This window comes from Leucobacter muris, assembly GCF_004028235.1.
In the GTDB taxonomy this organism is placed as follows: domain Bacteria; phylum Actinomycetota; class Actinomycetes; order Actinomycetales; family Microbacteriaceae; genus Leucobacter; species Leucobacter muris.
This window is the reverse complement of sequence record NZ_CP035037.1, coordinates 1,640,077-1,656,725: the sequence shown is the minus strand read 5'-3', so window position 1 is coordinate 1,656,725 and position 16,649 is coordinate 1,640,077. Positions and strand designations below refer to the sequence as shown.

The 16,649-nt window shown below is 70.7% G+C and carries 12 protein-coding genes; 3 read left to right on the top strand and 9 right to left on the bottom strand.

Annotation, left to right across the window (positions count from 1 at the left end):
* Nucleotides 1-45: 45 nt before the first annotated feature.
* The 5 genes from dxs to dut all read right to left on the bottom strand — a co-directional run bounded on the left by dxs (nt 46) and on the right by dut (nt 7,055).
* Complete coding sequence (dxs, locus tag Leucomu_RS07780) at nt 46-2,010, bottom strand: 1-deoxy-D-xylulose-5-phosphate synthase (RefSeq protein ID WP_017882525.1); 1,965 nt, start codon at nt 2,008-2,010, stop codon at nt 46-48.
* A gap of 254 nt (nt 2,011-2,264) precedes the next feature.
* Nucleotides 2,265-4,952, bottom strand: a complete 2,688-nt coding sequence (gene acnA / locus Leucomu_RS07775; RefSeq protein ID WP_017882526.1) for an aconitate hydratase AcnA — start codon at nt 4,950-4,952, stop codon at nt 2,265-2,267.
* Between the two features lie 148 nt (nt 4,953-5,100).
* A complete protein-coding gene (locus Leucomu_RS07770; RefSeq protein WP_017882527.1) occupies nt 5,101-5,886 on the bottom strand; it encodes a DUF3159 domain-containing protein in 786 nt (261 codons plus the stop codon).
* Entirely contained in the window at nt 5,883-6,551 is a 669-nt protein-coding gene (locus Leucomu_RS07765; RefSeq protein ID WP_194294536.1) for a DUF3710 domain-containing protein, read from the bottom strand. Before Leucomu_RS07765 ends, Leucomu_RS07770 begins: the two co-directional genes overlap by 4 nt.
* 66 nt (nt 6,552-6,617) lie before the next feature.
* Nucleotides 6,618-7,055, bottom strand: a complete 438-nt coding sequence (dut, locus tag Leucomu_RS07760; protein ID WP_017882529.1) for a dUTP diphosphatase — start codon at nt 7,053-7,055, stop codon at nt 6,618-6,620.
* A gap of 92 nt (nt 7,056-7,147) precedes the next feature.
* Between dut and Leucomu_RS07755 the strand changes: the two genes are divergently transcribed.
* Nucleotides 7,148-7,618, top strand: a complete 471-nt coding sequence (locus tag Leucomu_RS07755) for a DUF3093 domain-containing protein (RefSeq protein WP_017882530.1) — start codon at nt 7,148-7,150, stop codon at nt 7,616-7,618.
* 233 nt (nt 7,619-7,851) lie between these two features.
* Here the strand turns inward: Leucomu_RS07755 and Leucomu_RS07750 are convergent, their stop codons facing one another.
* Entirely contained in the window at nt 7,852-8,142 is a 291-nt protein-coding gene (locus tag Leucomu_RS07750; protein ID WP_017882531.1) for a DUF4193 family protein, read from the bottom strand.
* A gap of 224 nt (nt 8,143-8,366) precedes the next feature.
* Here Leucomu_RS07750 and sepH point away from each other — a divergent pair, with 224 nt between their 5' ends.
* Nucleotides 8,367-9,554, top strand: a complete 1,188-nt coding sequence (gene sepH / locus Leucomu_RS07745) for a septation protein SepH (protein ID WP_128386854.1) — start codon at nt 8,367-8,369, stop codon at nt 9,552-9,554.
* Here the strand turns inward: sepH and Leucomu_RS07740 are convergent.
* Nucleotides 9,551-10,768, bottom strand: coding sequence for an alkaline phosphatase family protein (locus Leucomu_RS07740; RefSeq protein ID WP_228407036.1), 1,218 nt, complete (start codon nt 10,766-10,768; stop codon nt 9,551-9,553). The two genes, sepH and Leucomu_RS07740, sit on opposite strands and share 4 nt — an antisense overlap.
* Before the next feature lie 10 nt (nt 10,769-10,778).
* Between Leucomu_RS07740 and Leucomu_RS07735 the strand changes: the two genes are divergently transcribed.
* A complete protein-coding gene (locus Leucomu_RS07735) occupies nt 10,779-13,232 on the top strand; it encodes a DNA gyrase/topoisomerase IV subunit A (RefSeq protein ID WP_017882534.1) in 2,454 nt (817 codons plus the stop codon).
* A gap of 19 nt (nt 13,233-13,251) precedes the next feature.
* Here Leucomu_RS07735 and Leucomu_RS07730 read toward each other — a convergent pair whose 3' ends face one another.
* Both Leucomu_RS07730 and Leucomu_RS07725 read right to left on the bottom strand, forming a co-directional pair.
* The gene (locus Leucomu_RS07730; protein ID WP_128386852.1) at nt 13,252-14,133 is read right to left on the bottom strand and encodes an EamA family transporter; all 882 of its coding nucleotides are present in this window, start codon (nt 14,131-14,133) and stop codon (nt 13,252-13,254) included.
* A gap of 223 nt (nt 14,134-14,356) precedes the next feature.
* Entirely contained in the window at nt 14,357-16,492 is a 2,136-nt protein-coding gene (locus Leucomu_RS07725) for a DNA gyrase/topoisomerase IV subunit B (RefSeq protein WP_128386851.1), read from the bottom strand.
* Nucleotides 16,493-16,649: the final 157 nt, after the last annotated feature.

Below are 16,649 nucleotides of genomic sequence, written 5' to 3'. Positions count from 1 at the left end.
GCAGGGGTCTCGGCCGTGCCGCGCGCGGCAGGTATCCGACTCGCGCTACTCGGGGCGGGCGATCGGGATACGCTTGCCCCGCACCTGATCCGCGACCGCCGCGGCGATCTGCTCAGCCGTGAGCCCCGCATCGTGCAGCAGCTCGTCGCGAGAGGCGTGCTCGGGGAACGCGTCGGGTGTGCCCAGCTCGCTCACCGCCGTGTCGACGCCGGCGTCGCGCAGCGCCTGCCTGATCCGAGTGCCCACACCGCCCACGCGAATGCCGTCCTCGATGCTGATGAGCAGACGGTGACCGCGCGCGAGGTCCGTGACCGACTGCGCCACCGGCACCACCCAGCGCGGGTCCACGACCGTCGACGTGATGCCCTGCTCGGAGAGGATTGCGGCCGCGTCGAGCGCGACGCGCGCCATCGGGCCGACCGTGACGAACAGCACATCGGTCGACGACGTATCGGTCGACGCGGGACCCGTCTCGGCGGCGCGTTCGGAGGTGCCCGGCTCGAGCAGCACGTCGACGCCGTCGTCGAGTCGGCGCAGCGCCGGCAGCGGCTCCCCTACCGCGCCCTTCGGGTAGCGGATCACCGTGGGGCTGTCGTCGACCCGCACGGCCTCGCCCAGCAGCTCGCGCAGGGACGCCTCGTCACGCGGAGCGGCGATCCTGATGCCCGGCACGATCTGCAGCGTGGCGAGATCCCAGACGCCGTTGTGGCTCGCACCGTCGGGGCCCGTGACGCCCGCCCGATCCAGCACGAAGGTGACACCCGCCCGATGCAGGGCGACGTCCATGAGCAGCTGGTCGAAAGCGCGGTTCATGAAGGTCGCGTAGATCGCGACGACGGGGTGCAGACCGCCGTAGGCGAGGCCGGCCGCGCTCGTGACCGCGTGCTGCTCGGCGATGCCGACGTCGTAGACGCGAGCCGGGTGCTTCTCTGCGAGCAGATCGAGGCCCGTGGGGGCGAGCATCGCCGCGGTGATGCCGACGACGCGGTCGTCGGCCTCGGCCAGCTCCACGATGCGCTCGCGGAACACCGACGTCCAGCTCGCGCCCGACGACGCCTGCACCGGCACGCCGCTGTCGGGGTCGATCTTGCCGACCGAGTGGAACTGATCGGCCTCGTCGTTCTCGGCGGGCGCGTATCCGCGACCCTTCTCGGTGATGACGTGCACCAGCGTGGGCCGGCCGTAGCCCTTCGCCTGCCGCAGCCCCTCCTCGACCGCCTCGAGGTCGTGCCCGTCGATGGGGCCGACGTATTTGATGTCGAGGTTCGCGTAGAGATCCTGGTTGCCGGAGGCGCGGCTCGCGATGCCGCGCATCGCGCCCCGGGTGGCCCGGTAGACGGTGCGGCCCGGAGCGCCGAAGGCGGAGAAGAACTTCTCGCTGCCCTCTTGCAGGTCGCGGTAGCTCGATGAGGTGCGCACCCCGTTGAGGAAGCGGGCCATGCCGCCGATCGTGGGCGCGTAGGAGCGCCCGTTGTCGTTGACGACGATCACGAGGTTGCGGTCGTTGTCGTCGGTGATGTTGTTGAGCGCCTCCCACGTCATGCCGCCGGTGAGGGCGCCGTCGCCCACGACCGCGACCACGTGCCGGTCGTGCTGCGAGGGGTCGGACTGCGCGCGGCGGGCAAAGGCGCGCGAGATGCCGTCGGCCCAGCTCAGCGAGCTCGACGCGTGGGAGCTCTCGACGATGTCGTGCTCGCTCTCGGCGCGCTGGGGGTAGCCCGCGAGGCCGCCCCGCTGGCGCAGCTGCGAGAAGTCCTTGCGGCCCGTCAGCAGCTTGTGCACGTAGCTCTGGTGGCCGGTGTCGAAGACGATGGGATCGCGGGGCGACTCGAACACCCGGTGGATCGCGATCGTCAGCTCGACGACGCCGAGGTTCGGGCCGAGGTGGCCGCCGGTCTTCGCGACCTCGGCGATGAGGAACTCGCGGATCTCGGCCGCGAGCGTGCGGCACTGCTCCGGCGTCAGCGCGTCGAGGTCGCGGGGGGACTCGATTCGATCCAGGATCGCCACTCGCCACCTCCGCTGTCGGTTCCGGCGGGATGCGCCGGGCATCCCCTCAGTCTACCGCGCCCGACCATGGCGGAAGCCCGCCCCCGCCCGTGCGAACCGATCCGGTTCGGGGGCGGAAGCGGGCTTCCAGCGTGTCGCTCGGCCTGGATGGCTCAGACGTCTGGGCGCAGCCCGGACGGCATGAGCTCAGACGCCTGGGCGCAGCCCAGACGGCATGAACTCAGACGCCTGGGCGCAGCCCAGACGGCATGAACTCAGACGAGCGAGCGCAGCACGTACTGCAGGATGCCGCCGTTGCGGTAGTAGTCGGCTTCACCCGGGGTGTCGATGCGCACCACGGCGTCGAAGGCGACCTGCGAACCGTCGGCCTTCGTCGCGGTGACCTGCACGGTCTTCGGGGTGACGCCCTCGTTGAGCTTCTCGACGCCCGTGATGTCGAACGTCTCGGTGCCGTCGAGGCCGAGGCTGTCGGCGCTCTCGCCCTGCGGGAACTGCAGCGGCAGCACGCCCATGCCGATGAGGTTCGAACGGTGGATGCGCTCGAAGCTCTCGGTGATGACGGCCTTCACTCCGAGCAGGCTGGTGCCCTTCGCGGCCCAGTCGCGCGACGAGCCCGAGCCGTACTCCTTGCCGCCGAGCACCACGAGCGGCACGCCGGCCGCCTGGTAGTTCTGGCAGGCGTCGTAGACGTAGGCCTGGGGGGCGCCCTCCTGGGTGAAGTCGCGGGTGAAGCCGCCCTCGACCCCGGCGCCGTTGTTCTCGGCGGCGAGCAGCTGGTTGCGGATGCGGATGTTCGCGAAGGTGCCGCGGATCATGACCTCGTGGTTGCCTCGGCGCGAGCCGTAGGTGTTGAAGTCGCGCGGCGCGATGCCGTTTGCCACGAGGTACTGGCCGGCCGGCGTCTCGGCCTTGAAGCTGCCCGCGGGGCTGATGTGGTCGGTGGTGACCGAGTCGCCGAGCTTCAGCAGCACGCGGGCGCCCGAGATGTCGCGCACGGGCTCGGGCTCGGGCTGCATGCCGTCGAAGTACGGGGCCTTGCGCACGTAGGTCGACTTCTCGTCCCACTCGAAGGTGTTGCCGGTGGGCGTGGGCAGCGACTTCCAGTGCTGGTCGCCGTCGAACACCGTGGCGTACTTGCTGTTGAACATGTCGGAGTCGATCGACGCGTCGGCGATCTTCTGCACCTCGACCGGGTCGGGCCAGATGTCGCGCAGGAAGACGTCGTTGCCCTCGTCGTCCTGGCCGAGCGGCTCGGCGTCGAAGTCGAAGTCCATGGTGCCGGCCAGCGAGTAGGCGACCACGAGCGGCGGGCTCGCGAGGTAGTTCATCTTGATGTCGGGGTTGATGCGGCCCTCGAAGTTGCGGTTGCCCGAGAGCACCGCGGTGACGGCGAGGTCGTTGTCGTTGACCGCGTTCGAGATCTCCTCGTTGAGGGGGCCCGAGTTGCCGATGCAGGTCATGCAGCCGTAGCCGACGAGGTAGAAGCCGAGCGCCTCGAGGTCGTCGCGCAGGCCCGACTTCTCGTAGTAGTCGGTCACGACCTTCGAGCCGGGGGCGAGGGTGGTCTTGACCCACGGCTTCGCCGTGAGGCCCTTGGCGACGGCGTTGCGCGCGAGCACGCCGGCCGCGAGCATCACCGAGGGGTTCGAGGTGTTGGTGCACGAGGTGATCGAGGCGAGCGTGACCGCGCCGTGGTCGATCTCGAACTCGTTGCCCGCCTGGTCCTTGACCTTGGCTGGGTTCGCGGCCTGGGCGTAGTTCTTGAGGTCGGTCTCGAACTGGGTCTTCGCGCTGGTGAGCTCGATGCGATCCTGCGGGCGCTTCGGGCCGGCGATCGACGAGACCACGGTCGAGAGGTCGAGCTCGAGGTACTCGCTGAACTGGGGTTCGCGCGACGGGTCGTGCCACATGCCCTGGGCCTGCGTGTAGGCCTTCACGAGCTCGATCTGCTCATCGGGGCGGCCGGTGAGGCGCATGTAGTCGAGCGTGACGTCGTCGACGGGGAACATCGCCGCGGTCGAGCCGAACTCGGGGCTCATGTTGCCGATGGTGGCGCGGTTGGCGAGGGGCACGGAGCCGACGCCCTCGCCGTAGAACTCGACGAACTTGCCGACCACGCCGTGCTTGCGCAGCATCTGGGTGATGGTGAGCACGACGTCGGTGGCGGTGACGCCCGCCGGGATCTGGCCCGAGAGCTTGAACCCGACGACGCGCGGGATGAGCATCGAGATGGGCTGGCCGAGCATTGCGGCCTCGGCCTCGATGCCGCCGACGCCCCAGCCGAGCACGCCGAGGCCGTTCTCCATCGTGGTGTGGGAATCGGTGCCGACGCAGGTGTCGGGGTAGGCCTGCGTGACGCCGTCGACATCGCGGGTGAAGGTGACTCGGGCCAGGTACTCGATGTTGACCTGGTGCACGATGCCGGTGCCCGGGGGCACGACCTTGAAGTCGTCGAAGGCGCCCTGGCCCCAGCGGAGGAACTGGTACCGCTCGCCGTTGCGCTGGTACTCGATCTCGACGTTCTTCGCGAAGGCGTCTGCGCGACCGTAGACGTCGGAGATCACCGAGTGGTCGATCACGAGCTCGGCCGGCGCGAGCGGGTTGATCTTGTCGGGGTCGCCGCCCAGATCGGTGACGGCCTCGCGCATGGTGGCGAGGTCGACGACGCAGGGCACGCCCGTGAAGTCTTGCATGATCACGCGGGCCGGGGTGAACTGGATCTCGGTGTCGGGCTCGGCCGCGGGATCCCAACCGCCGAGCGCCTCGATGTGCGCGCGGGTGACGTTCGCGCCGTCCTCGGTGCGCAGCAGGTTCTCGAGCAGCACCTTGAGGCTGTAGGGCAGGCGCTCGTGGCCCGGTACCCGATCGATCCGGAAGATCTCGTATTCCTTCTCGCCGACGGCGAGGGTGCTCTTCGCACCGAAGCTGTTGACCGCTGCCATTGCAGTTCCTCCACTCATGTCCCGACACGCCGCATCCGGTGGGATGCTCAAAATATCTCGATGTCGAGATAATTCTACACCGGATTCGGGCGCGCTCAGGACACTCTACCGGAGGCGTCTCCCCAGTCTCCGCGCCGTTTTCGCGCGGCTAATCATCAGATGATGTGGCGCTGTCCGGCGCGTCGCCCAGTGCCGCCGAGACGCGGCTCAGCACGAGCCAGGTCAGGATCGCGGCGAGCGCGAACAGCGGCACGCCCATGAGCAGCCGGGCGAGTCCCAGCGCGTCGACGGCGGCCGTATCGCCGCCCTGCGCCGCGAAGTAGAGCGGCAGCTGCACGGCGAGCCGCGCGCCGAAGGCCGCGATCCAGAACACGGTGCAGAGATTCGCAGCCCGCCGCAGCACCGGCACGCGCCGCCACTCGGTGAGCGAGCCCCGCAGGAAGCCGAGCAGCAGCCCGATCAGGGGCCACCCCACGAGCAGCGACACGGAGTGCGCGACGATCCACGCGGCGTTGATCCAGAACCCCGGCAGGTAGTAGTCCTCGCCGCGTCCGGTGAACAGCGTCACGCCCACGCAGACGAGCACGCCGATCAGCCCGGACAGTGCTGCCTGCACCGGCTCGCGGCGGACCAGGCGCCAGCCGAAGGCGACGAGCGCGAGCGCGAGCGGAGCGATCGCCGAGATGCGCGCGTCGCGCGTGACGACGAAGACGCCGAGGTAGAGGGTCGCCGGAACGAGCGTCTCGGCGATGCCGCGCCAGCCACCGATCGCCTCGAGCACGCCGCGGGCCGACACGGCCTCGCCGTGCAGACCCGCATCGACGACGCCGCCCAGGCCGCCGCGGCCGTTCGGCGCACGACCCGCCGGCTCGCGCGGCGCATCGGCATCGGCGTCGCGCTCGCCCGGCGCGTCGGCGGGTCGGTCGTCGCTCACGCCTGCTGAGCCCCGCCCTGGGCGGGAGGGGTCTGGCGCTGAGCCTGCACACCGGCGGGAACGCGCAGCGGCAGCAACTCGCCCGGGGGCATCGGCTGCTCGCCGCGCACCACCACGAGTTCGCGGAACAGATCGATCACGCGCTCGCGCGTGTCGGCGTCGACCGCGGCCTGGCCCATGATGACGCCGCGCAGCATCCAGCGGGGACCGTCGACCGCGACGAAGCGAGCCACGCGCGTACCGCCCCCCTGGTCGGCCGGCACCGGCGTCCGAGCGACCAGCTCGGTGCCGAGCGGGCCGTCCTCCTCGACGAGCGACGCGCCCTGCGACGCCATCTGCTGCGCCAGGTCGGCTCGCACCCCGTGCCACAGGCCAGTGCTCTTCGGAGCGGCGAACGCCTGCACCTGCAGCAGCGATTCCGCGTAGTCGAGCGACACGGCGACGACGCGGTTCGCACGCTCGTCCACCTCGAGCCGCAGCTGCAGACCCTCCCGCGGGGCCACCTTGATGCCGCCCAGGTCGACGTACGGACGCATCGCCGGAACCTCGCTCGCGTCGAAGGGCCCCGCCTCCGCCCGATCCTCGGGCGCCGGCTTCGAATCGTCGATCCGGGGCGTCTGCGGCTCGCTCAGCTCGATCTCGTCGGCCTGTCGTTCTTCGCTCATAGTCGGAACACTCCTTGTTCGCGCCCGTTCCGCCGGGCCTCTGCGTCTGATTGTGCGGGCACGGCCTCAGCCGCGCACGCCCGTCGATCCGAAACCCGCCTCGCCGCGCACGCTCGACGGCAGCTCCTCCACCGGCACGAACACCGCGCGGGACACCGGCGTGATGATCAGCTGCGCGATCCGATCGCCGGCCTCCACGCGGAACGGCTCATGCCGATCCGTGTTGAGCAGCGTCACCTTGATCTCGCCGCGGTACCCCGCGTCGACGGTGCCGGGCGAGTTCACCACAGTGATGCCGTGCTTCGCGGCGAGCCCGCTGCGGGGCACCACGAACGCGGCGTACCCCTCGGGAAGCGCGATCGCGACGCCCGTGCCGATCAGCGCCCGCTCCCCCGGCTGCAGCACCGCCGATTCGGCGGCGAACAGATCCGCCCCCGCATCATCGGAGTGCGCGTACCGGGGCGGCACCTCGGCTCGGATGGGGATCTCTACGACATCGGTCACCCGGACAGGCTACCGGATCGTGCCGGGAACGCCGTGAGCTGCGGCGCCCCGCACTCGGCGTCCTCGACGGTGCGCACGAGGATAATGGGGGTATGACGAGTCGATCCGCAGCAGAGACCACCGCCCGCCCCTATCGTGAGCGGCTCCTCCCCGGCATCGGCCTCTACATCGCGCTGCTGCTGCTGGTTCCGGCCGTCGCTCTCGTGCTCACGCCCATCAACTCGGATATGGCCCTGCCCGTGGGCGTCGTCGTGTACCTCATCGTCGCCGGCGCGGTCACCCTCATGTGCCCCGTCGTCGCAGTGCAGAACGGTCGGCTCGCCGCGGGGCGCGCCGAGATCCCCGTGCAGCAGCTCGGAGGCATCGAGCTGCTCGGATCCGAGGGCATGCGAGCGGCCATCGGGCCCGGCGTCGACGCGCGCAGCTACCTCGTGGTGCGCGGTTGGATCCACCGCGGCGTGCGCATCGAGAACATCGACCCGGCCGATCCGGCGCCGTTCTGGATCATCACCACGCGGCACCCGCAGAAGCTCGCAGAAGCTATCGAGGCCGCGAAGGCCTGAGGGCGCGAGAGCCGAGCCGTCGGCCCATCGGGATCGCTTCGCCGATTCGAGATGCGGCGCTCCATCCGGCTCCTCGACAGGTCGCGAAGCGGATCATCCGCTGACGGCCCACTCGGGTGCGGACTCGCGGGGCAGCGGCCCCGGCGCGGAATGCACTGAATCGCCTGCGGCGGTGGCCGCAGCGGCTCGAGCGCACAACCCTGGCGGGTTTTGGCTTCAGCTCAAGCCGCGATTCAGCCCGCGCATTCCGCGCACACCGGGCCGAGGTCGGTCTCCTCGGCCATCTGCGAGCGATGACGCACCAGGAAGCAGCTTACGCAGGTGAACTCGTCGTCCTGCTGCGGCAGCACGACCACGTCGAGCTCGACGTCGGACAGATCCGAGCCGCCGATGTTGAAGCTCGGGTTGTCGGCATCCTCTGAATCGATGCCTGAGGCCCCCTTCGCGGGTCCGCGTTCCTTCAGAGCCTCGATCGACTCGGCTTCTTCCTCGGACTTGCGCGGGGCGTCGTAATCGGTGGCCATTCTCTCCTGCATTCCCGTGCCGCGGGAGCGGCACCTCATCGTTCGAGCGGCCATAGTCTGCCCTACGATCGCGGTCGGACGCAAACTCTTCGGCTCGGAGTTCTCTGTGCGCGAAGTCGGGCCCGCCAACGACTCCGCGGATTCTTGAGCACGCGCCGAGTCAATACCCTCCGGTGCCGCCGTTCTGTGGCAGCCTGGTTCGCGACTCACGAAGGGATGCGCCGATGGACGAACTGCGCTTTGTGCGACGCGAAGAGCGCTCGCTGGTCGTTGCGAACGATGCCGGCGAGGAGTTCCGCCTCGTCGTCGACGACGCCGTGCTCAGCGAGATGCGGCACCTGGGTCGCCGCGAACGCGACACCTCCCGCGTGCGACCCCGAGAGATCCAGGCGCTCATCCGCGCCGGCAAGACCCGTTCCCAGGTCGCCCAGCTGACCGGCCTCGACGAGTCCGACATCGAGCGCTACGAGGAACCCGTGATCGCCGAGCGCAACTACGTGCTCGAGCGCGCCCACGCGGTGCCCGTGCGCACCGATGTGGACGATGACGGCGATCAGCGCTTCGGGGCGGTCATCGCCGAGCGCCTCATCGCGCTCGGCTCGGATACGAGCGAGTGGTCGTCGTGGCGCGATCCCGAGACCGGCTGGATGATCGCCCTCGAGTTCATCTCCCGCGACGTCGCCCATCGTGCGGTCTGGTCGTTCGAGCACCGCAAGGGGGTACTCTCACCCGTCAACCCCGACGCCGTCAACCTGTCGAAGCAGGGCGACGTGGGAGACCGCCTCATCCCGAAGCTGCGCGCCGTGGACAACGGAGAGGCGTCGCCCCAGTTCGACTCGGGAGCGTTCGACGGCTCGCCGACCGCCGACCCTGAGGGGATCGAGGAGGCCGATGGAACCGCCGACGATGCGCCGGCCGCCGACCTCGCGGCGCCGCTCTCGGACGCCAACGCCGAGTACCAGCGCCGCCGCGAGATCGATCAGCGGGCCATCAAATCGGAGTCCTCGGACTCGGATCTGAGCCAGACCGCGGACCTGCTCGACGCGCTCCGCAAGCGTCGGGGCGAGCGGGATCGCAGCCGCGGCGCTGTCGAGGAGCCGCTCGAGCTGCCCACCCCCGTCGAGCCCACGAAGCAGTCGGCCCCGCCCGCGGATCCCGATCCTGCGCCGGCCGCGCCGCGCAGCATCTGGGGAGCTGCGGGCGTGTCGGGAGGTCCGGATCGCGCCGGCGCCGATCGCGGTGGCGCGCCGCAGGACGCACCGGCCCGCGAGGGGCAGCGCGACACCCGCGACCGCAAGGGCGACAAGAGCGAGCCGGCCGAGAACGTGCGAGGCGGCCGGAAGGGGCGCGCGTCGATCCCGAGCTGGGACGACATCCTCTTCGGCACCCGCAGCGACGAGGATCCGGCCTAGCTCCCGGCGTCGATCGGTTGAGCCGTCGCCACGGCCGAGGCGAAGCCGCTGCCGTCGAGGGCGCCCGCGACCGCCAGCGGCACGCCCCGCTCGTCCTCGCTGAACGAGCCGTGCTGCCCCACCATGTCGAGCGAGCGCGGATCGTCGGCGGTGCTGTAGTAGGCGACCTGCTTGCGCGCGGCGATCACCACGTCCCCGATCCGCGGGGCCACCTCCGGATCCACCGATCCGAAGCACCCCGAGGCGATCGCCTCTTCGCGCGTCGCCACCCAGGCACGCGCTCCCTCGGCCTGCGCCCAGCTGCGGGCGACAGCGCCGGCGTCGGCCCCGGCGCGCAGGAAGAGGGAGCGGAAGCGCGGTTCTCCCCCGACCTCGGCGATATCGGCGAACAGCTCGGGATCGGCGTCGAGCATCACCTGCTGGTGGGGCCCGACGTCGACGATGCCGTGATCGGCGGTGACCACCACGCCCACGTCGGCGGGAAGGCCGCGCAGGAACCCGTCGAGCTCGGCGTCCAGGCGCTCGAGCCGCCGCACCCAGGCGTCGCTCTGCCACCCGTGCTCGTGGGCGGCCTTGTCGAGCTCGTCGACGTACAGGTAGGCGACGATCGGGTCGCCGGCCCGCAGCAGCCGGGAGGCGACCGCGAAGCGATCCTCGATGCGCTGGCCGGGATGGTACTCCGCGCCGGTGAGGATCGCCTCCGTCAGGCCGCCCGTCGCGTGCGCCGGGCGGCCGATCGCGACCGGCCGCGCTCCGATGGCCCGCGCGATGCCGAACAGCGGCGCGGCGCGCTGCCAGACGGCGCGATCCTCGATGCCGTCCCAGTCCTTCAGCGTCGTCACGAGCCCGAGCCTCGGGTGACGGATGCGGTAGCCGATCAGACCGTGCGCCCCGGGCAGGCGGCCCGTCGTGAGAGTGGTCAGCGCAGCGCCCGTCGTCGACGGGGCCACCGTCTCGATGCGGCGCCTCGGCAGCCGCGCGAGCGTCGGCGCGTGGCCCTCGCGCGCGTTCAGATTGGCGTGGCCCAGGCCGTCGACGACGACCATCACGAACGATCGGAGGCGCGGCAGGCGGCTCGCGTCGGGGATCGGCACGCCCGGCGCCGCTTCGAGCGCCGCACGCGGGTCGATGCCGAGCCCCAGGGCGACCGTCGAGATCCCGCTTGGCAGAATCGCGGCCAGCCTCGCACCGTTGTCGGCGGTCGTCGGTAGCATGATCTCCATTATGACGGAATCCCGAAGTGAGGGCCCCCACGAGACGGCGGGGGAACGCATCGAAGACATCGACATCTCGCAGGAGATGGAGGGATCGTTCCTCGAGTACGCGTACTCGGTGATCTACTCCCGCGCCCTGCCCGACGCCCGCGACGGTCTCAAGCCCGTGCAGCGGCGCATCCTGTTCATGATGCAGGACATGGGCCTGCGCCCCGAGAAGGGGCACGTCAAGTCGGCCCGAGTCGTCGGCGAGGTCATGGGCAAGCTGCACCCGCACGGCGACGCCTCCATCTACGACGCGCTCGTGCGGCTCGCGCAGGGCTTCGCGATGCGCCTGCCCCTCGTCGACGGCCACGGCAACTTCGGCTCGCTCGACGACGGCCCCGCCGCCTCACGCTACACCGAGGCCCGCCTGGCCGGCGCCGCGCTCGCCATGACCGACGCCCTCGACGAAGACGTCGTCGACTTCGTCCCCAACTACGACAACCAGATCATGCAGCCCGACGTGCTGCCCTCAGCCGTCCCCAACCTGCTGGTCAACGGCGCGAGCGGCATCGCCGTCGGCATGGCGACCAACCTCGCCCCGCACAACCTCATCGAGGTGGTCGACGGAGCGAAGCACCTGCTGCACCACCCCGAGGCGACCGTCGACGAGCTCATGGAGTTCATCCCCGGCCCCGACCTGCCGGGCGGCGGCATCATCGTCGGCCTCGACGGTGTCAAGGACGCGTACCGCACGGGCCGCGGCGCGTTCCGCACCCGCGCCAAGGTGTCGGTCGAGCAGCTCGGGCCGCGCCGCACGGGCCTCATCGTCACCGAACTGCCCTACCTCGTCGGCCCCGAGCGCGTGATCGAGAAGATCAAGCAGGGCGTCGAGGCGAAGAAGCTCTCGGGCATTTCCGACGTGGCCGACCTCACCGATCGCAAGAACGGTCTGCGCCTCGTCATCACCCTCAAGACCGGCTTCTCGCCCGAAGCGGTGCTCGAGCAGCTCTACCGCTACACGCCGCTCGAAGACTCGTTCAGCATCAACTCCGTCGCCCTCGTGAAGGGCCAGCCGCAGACCCTCGGCCTGCGCGAGATGCTGCGCGTGTTCCTCGACCACCGCATCTCGGTGATCACCCGGCGCAGCGAGTTCCGGCTGAAGAAGCGCCGCGAGCGGCTGCACCTCGTCGAGGGCCTGCTTATCGCGATCCTCGACATCGACGAGGTCATCCAGCTCATCCGCACGAGCGACGACGCCGAGACGGCGCGCACGCGCCTCATGCAGGTGTTCGACCTCTCGGAGCCGCAGGCCGAGTACATCCTCGAACTGCGCCTGCGCAGGCTCACCAAGTTCTCGCGCGTCGAGCTGGAGGCCGAGCGCGACGAGCTGCGCGCCGAGATCGAGGCGCTGCTCGAGATCCTCGGCAGCGACGAGAAGCTGCGCGCCGTGGTCGCCGAGGAGCTCGATCAGGCGGCCGAGGCCTTCGGCACCCCGCGTCGCACCGTGCTCACGGGCGCGGTGGCCCGCCCCGCCCGAGCCACCGCCGCGGCGACGTCGCTCGAGGTCGCCGATAGCCCCTGCACGGTGCTGCTCTCTGCGACGGGCCGCGCGCTGCGCATCGATCGGGATCCCGAAGCCCCCGAATCGCCGCGCTCGGCGTCGCGGGCGACCAAGCACGGCGCGATCCTCACCCGCGCCGACGGCACGGTGCGCGGCGAGTTGGGCGCGATCCTCTCCGACGGCACGCTGCACCGCTTCACCCCCGTCGACCTGCCGCTCGTGCCTGCCGCGTCGGTCGCCTTCTCCGCCGGCGTGAAGATCGCCGACTACCTCGGCCTCACCGACAAGAAGCTGCGAGTCGTCGGCCTCGTGCCGCTCGACACCGGCACGCCGGTCGGACTCTTCACGGAGCAGGGCACGGTGAAACGGGTCGTGCTCACCGATCTGCCCGCGAAGCCCGCGTTCGAGGTGATCGGGCTCAAGGCGGGCGATCGCCTCGTCGCCGCCTTCGCCGCGCCCGACGACTCCGAGTTCGCGGTCGTGACGAGCGACGCCCAGCTGCTGCGCTTCCCAGCCTCGGCCGTGCGCCCCCAGGGCCGCCCGGCCGCCGGCATGGCGGGCATCCGTCTCGGCGCCGAGGCCCGGGTCGTGTTCGCCGGCGCGGTGCCCGAGGGGGCCGATGCCCGGGTCGTCACGGTGGCCGACAGCTCGATCACGCTGCCCGGCACCGACGTCGCCACGGCGAAGGTGACCGAGTGGTCCGAGTTCCCCCCGAAGGGCCGCGGCACCGGCGGCGTGCGCGCGCAGCGCTTCCTCAAATGGGAGGATCAGATCGCCTGCGCCTGGGTGGGCACCGGCGAGCCCCGCGCTCTCGCCGCGGACGGCGCGGCGCGCAAGCTGCCGACCGAACTCGGCAAGCGCGACGGCTCCGGCCAGCCGATCGACGGCGCCGCCGCCTACGTGGGCGTCGCCCCGTAGACGGTCGCCGATCCGCCGCTCACAGCGCGACGAGCACCACACCCGCCACCACCACGGTCGCGGCGACGAGGCGCAGCGCGGGCCGGCTCTCGCGGTGCCGGAACGCCCCGTAGAGGCCCACCAGCACGACGCTCACCTCGCGCACGGGAGCGACGAGCAAGACGGGCGCGAGCGTGACCGCGGTGAGCACGAGCACGTAGGCGAGCGGCGAGAGCAGACCGAACGCGAGCAGACGCATCCGGTTGAGTCGCAGCTCGGCGCGCAGGCGGGCGAGCGCGCCACGTCGCCCCTCGAGCAGCAGCAGCGCGGTGAAGAACGGGATCTCGGCGAGGCTGCAGCCCACCATGAACGCGACGGGCGCGATGCCGAGCTCCGTGACGGCGTGCGCGTCCCAGACCGTGTAGGCCGCGATCCCGACCCCGGTGAGCAGGCCGTACACGAGCCCCGGATCGAGCCGGCGCCGTCGCTCACCGGGCGCCGAGCGGCCCACCACGCCGAACGCCACCACACCCCCGATCACGAGTGCCACGCCGACGAGCGCGAGCGACCCCGGGCGCTCGCCGAGCACCGCGACCGCGACCAGCACGGTGAGGATCGGTCCCGTGCCCCGCGCCGTCGCATAGACCGTCGAGAGGTCGCCGTTGGCGTAGCCGCGCTGCAGCACGAGCATGTAGAGCACGTGCAGCAGACCCGAGACTCCGACCCCGAGCAGCAACGATCCGGGCGTCGCCGCACCCAGCCCGCCCGTGAACGGAACCGCGACCGCCCACAGCACCGCGCTGCACACCGCACCCCACCAGAGGAACGGCAGGCCCGAGCGGCTCGATCCGTGCGCGATGATGTTCCAGGCGGCGTGCGTGACCGCCGCGCCGAGAACGAGCAGGAGGGGTACGAGCGGCATGGCAGAACCTTCTGCCCGATCGCGAACGGCGCGACGGGCGAGGTTCCTCCGGGCTTTTGTCCTGTCAGATGACGCCGGATCACGGAACCCGGCGTGGCGCCGCTCGGACCAGGCGGGCGATCGGCTCTCGCCGCCGCCCCGGAACCCTAGACGCTATCGCCACCAGCCTAGCAGCGGCGCGCCCCGGCGGCCCCGGCCGTGCGCTGCACCGGGTTCCTGCGCCCTACGCGTCGATGCGTTCGCGATCGAGATCGTCGGCGTTCTCGACGATGAACTCCTTGCGGGGCGCGACCTCGTTGCCCATCAGCAGCTCGAACACCTTCGAGGCCGCCTGCGCATCCTCGACCCGTACGCGTCGCAGCGTGCGCTGGGAGCGATCCATCGTCGTCTCGGCGAGCTGATCCGCATCCATCTCGCCGAGGCCCTTGTAGCGCTGGATCGGCTCCTGGTACTTCTTGCCGCGGCGGCGCAGGTCGGCGAGCAGCGCGTTCAGCTCGCGCTCGCTGTACGTGTAGACGACGTCGTTCGGCTTGCGCCCGGCGTTCTGCACGATCACCCGGTGCAGCGGGGGCACCGCCGCGTAGACGCGGCCCGCCTCGAGCATCGGGCGCATGTAGCGGAAGAACAGCGTGAGCAGCAGGGTGCGGATGTGCGCGCCGTCGACGTCGGCGTCGCTCATGAGGATCACCTTGCCGTAGCGCGCCGAATCGATCTCGAAGTCGCGGCCCGAACCCGCGCCGATCACCTTGATGATGGCGCCGCACTCGGCGTTCGAGAGCATCTCGGCGACGGAGGCCTTCTGCACGTTGAGGATCTTGCCGCGGATCGGCAGCAGCGCCTGGAACTCGCTGTCGCGCGCAGGCCGCGCGGTGCCGAGAGCGCTGTCGCCCTCGACGATGAACAGCTCGGTCTCGGCCACGTTCTTCGAACGGCAGTCGATGAGCTTCGCCGGCAGCGAGGAGCTCTCGAGCGAGCTCTTGCGGCGCGCGGTGTCGCGCTGGGCGCGCAGCGCGATGCGCGCCTTCATCTCGGAGACCATCTTCTCGAGCAGGGCGCCCGTCTGGGTCTTGTCGTCGCGCTTCGTCGAGGCGTAGCGCTGCTCGAGGCCCTTGACGATCGCGCGGGAGACGATCGAACGCACGGCGGCGGTGCCCAGCACCTCCTTGGTCTGCCCCTCGAACTGCGGCTCGGGCACGCGCACGGTCACGACGGCGGTGAGGCCGGTGAGGATGTCGTCCTTGTCGGGCCGGTCGCTGCCGGCCTTGAGCTTGCGCGCGTTCTGCTCGATCTGCTTGCGGAAGAAACGGGTGAGCCCCTGCTCGAAGCCGCTCAGGTGCGTGCCGCCCTTCGGAGTCGCGATGATGTTGACGAAGCTCTGCACCTCGGTGTCGTAGCCGGTGCCCCAGCGCAGCGCGATGTCGACCTCGCAGTGGCGCTCCACCTCGCGCGACACGAGATGACCCGTCTGCTCGTCCATCACCGGCACGGTCTCCGTGAAGGTGTCGGAGTCGGTGATGCGCCAGGTCTCGGTGAGAGGTGCGTCGACCGCGAGGAAGTCGACGAACTCGGAGATGCCGCCCTCGTACTCGAAGCGGTGCACGGGCGCTTCGCCCGTCTCGCCGAGCGACTCGGGTCGGTGGTCGGTGATCTCGATGGCCAGCCCGGGCACGAGGAACGCGGTCTGACGCGCGCGCCGGATGAGCGACTCGGGCTCGAAGCGGGCCGATGCCAGGAAGATCTGCGGATCGGCCCAGTAGCGCACGCGGGTGCCGGTCACGCCCTTCTTGACCTTGCCGATCACGCGCAGCTCCGACGACTCCTCGAACGGCGCGAACGGGGCGTCGGGGCCCTCGCCGTGGAAGACGCCCGGCTCGCCGTGCCGGAACGACATCGCCCACGTCTTGCCGTCGCGGTCGACCTCGACGTCGAGCCGCGACGAGAGGGCGTTCACGACGGACGCGCCCACGCCGTGCAGCCCGCCGGAGGAGGCGTAGCCGCCGCCGCCGAACTTGCCGCCGGCGTGCAGCTTCGTGTAGACGAGTTCGACGCCCGAGAGGCCGCTCTTCGGCTCGATGTCGACGGGAACGCCGCGGCCGTTGTCGGAGACGGTCACGCTGCCGTCTTCGTGCAGGGTGATGCCGATCGCCTTGCCGTGGCCCGCGAGCGCCTCGTCGACCGAGTTGTCGATGATCTCCCAGAGGCAGTGCATGAGGCCGCGCGAATCGGTCGTGCCGATGTACATGCCGGGACGCTTGCGCACCGCCTCGAGGCCTTCGAGAACGGTGAGGTGCCGCGCGGAATAGCTGGACTCCGCTGACGTGGACGTCGCCGCCCCGGTCGCTGAACGCTCCGATGCCACTGTGGGGATCTCCTCTGTTCGATGGACGCATCTACCCTAGGGCAGACCGCCGACACCGACGGCCTAGCCGCCCGGCGAGTGCGGATCCCGGGCTCTGCTCGCTACGCGTACAGCGAACCCGCCGCCCGAGCCGCGCGAAACCGGTCGGGGCGTGCTT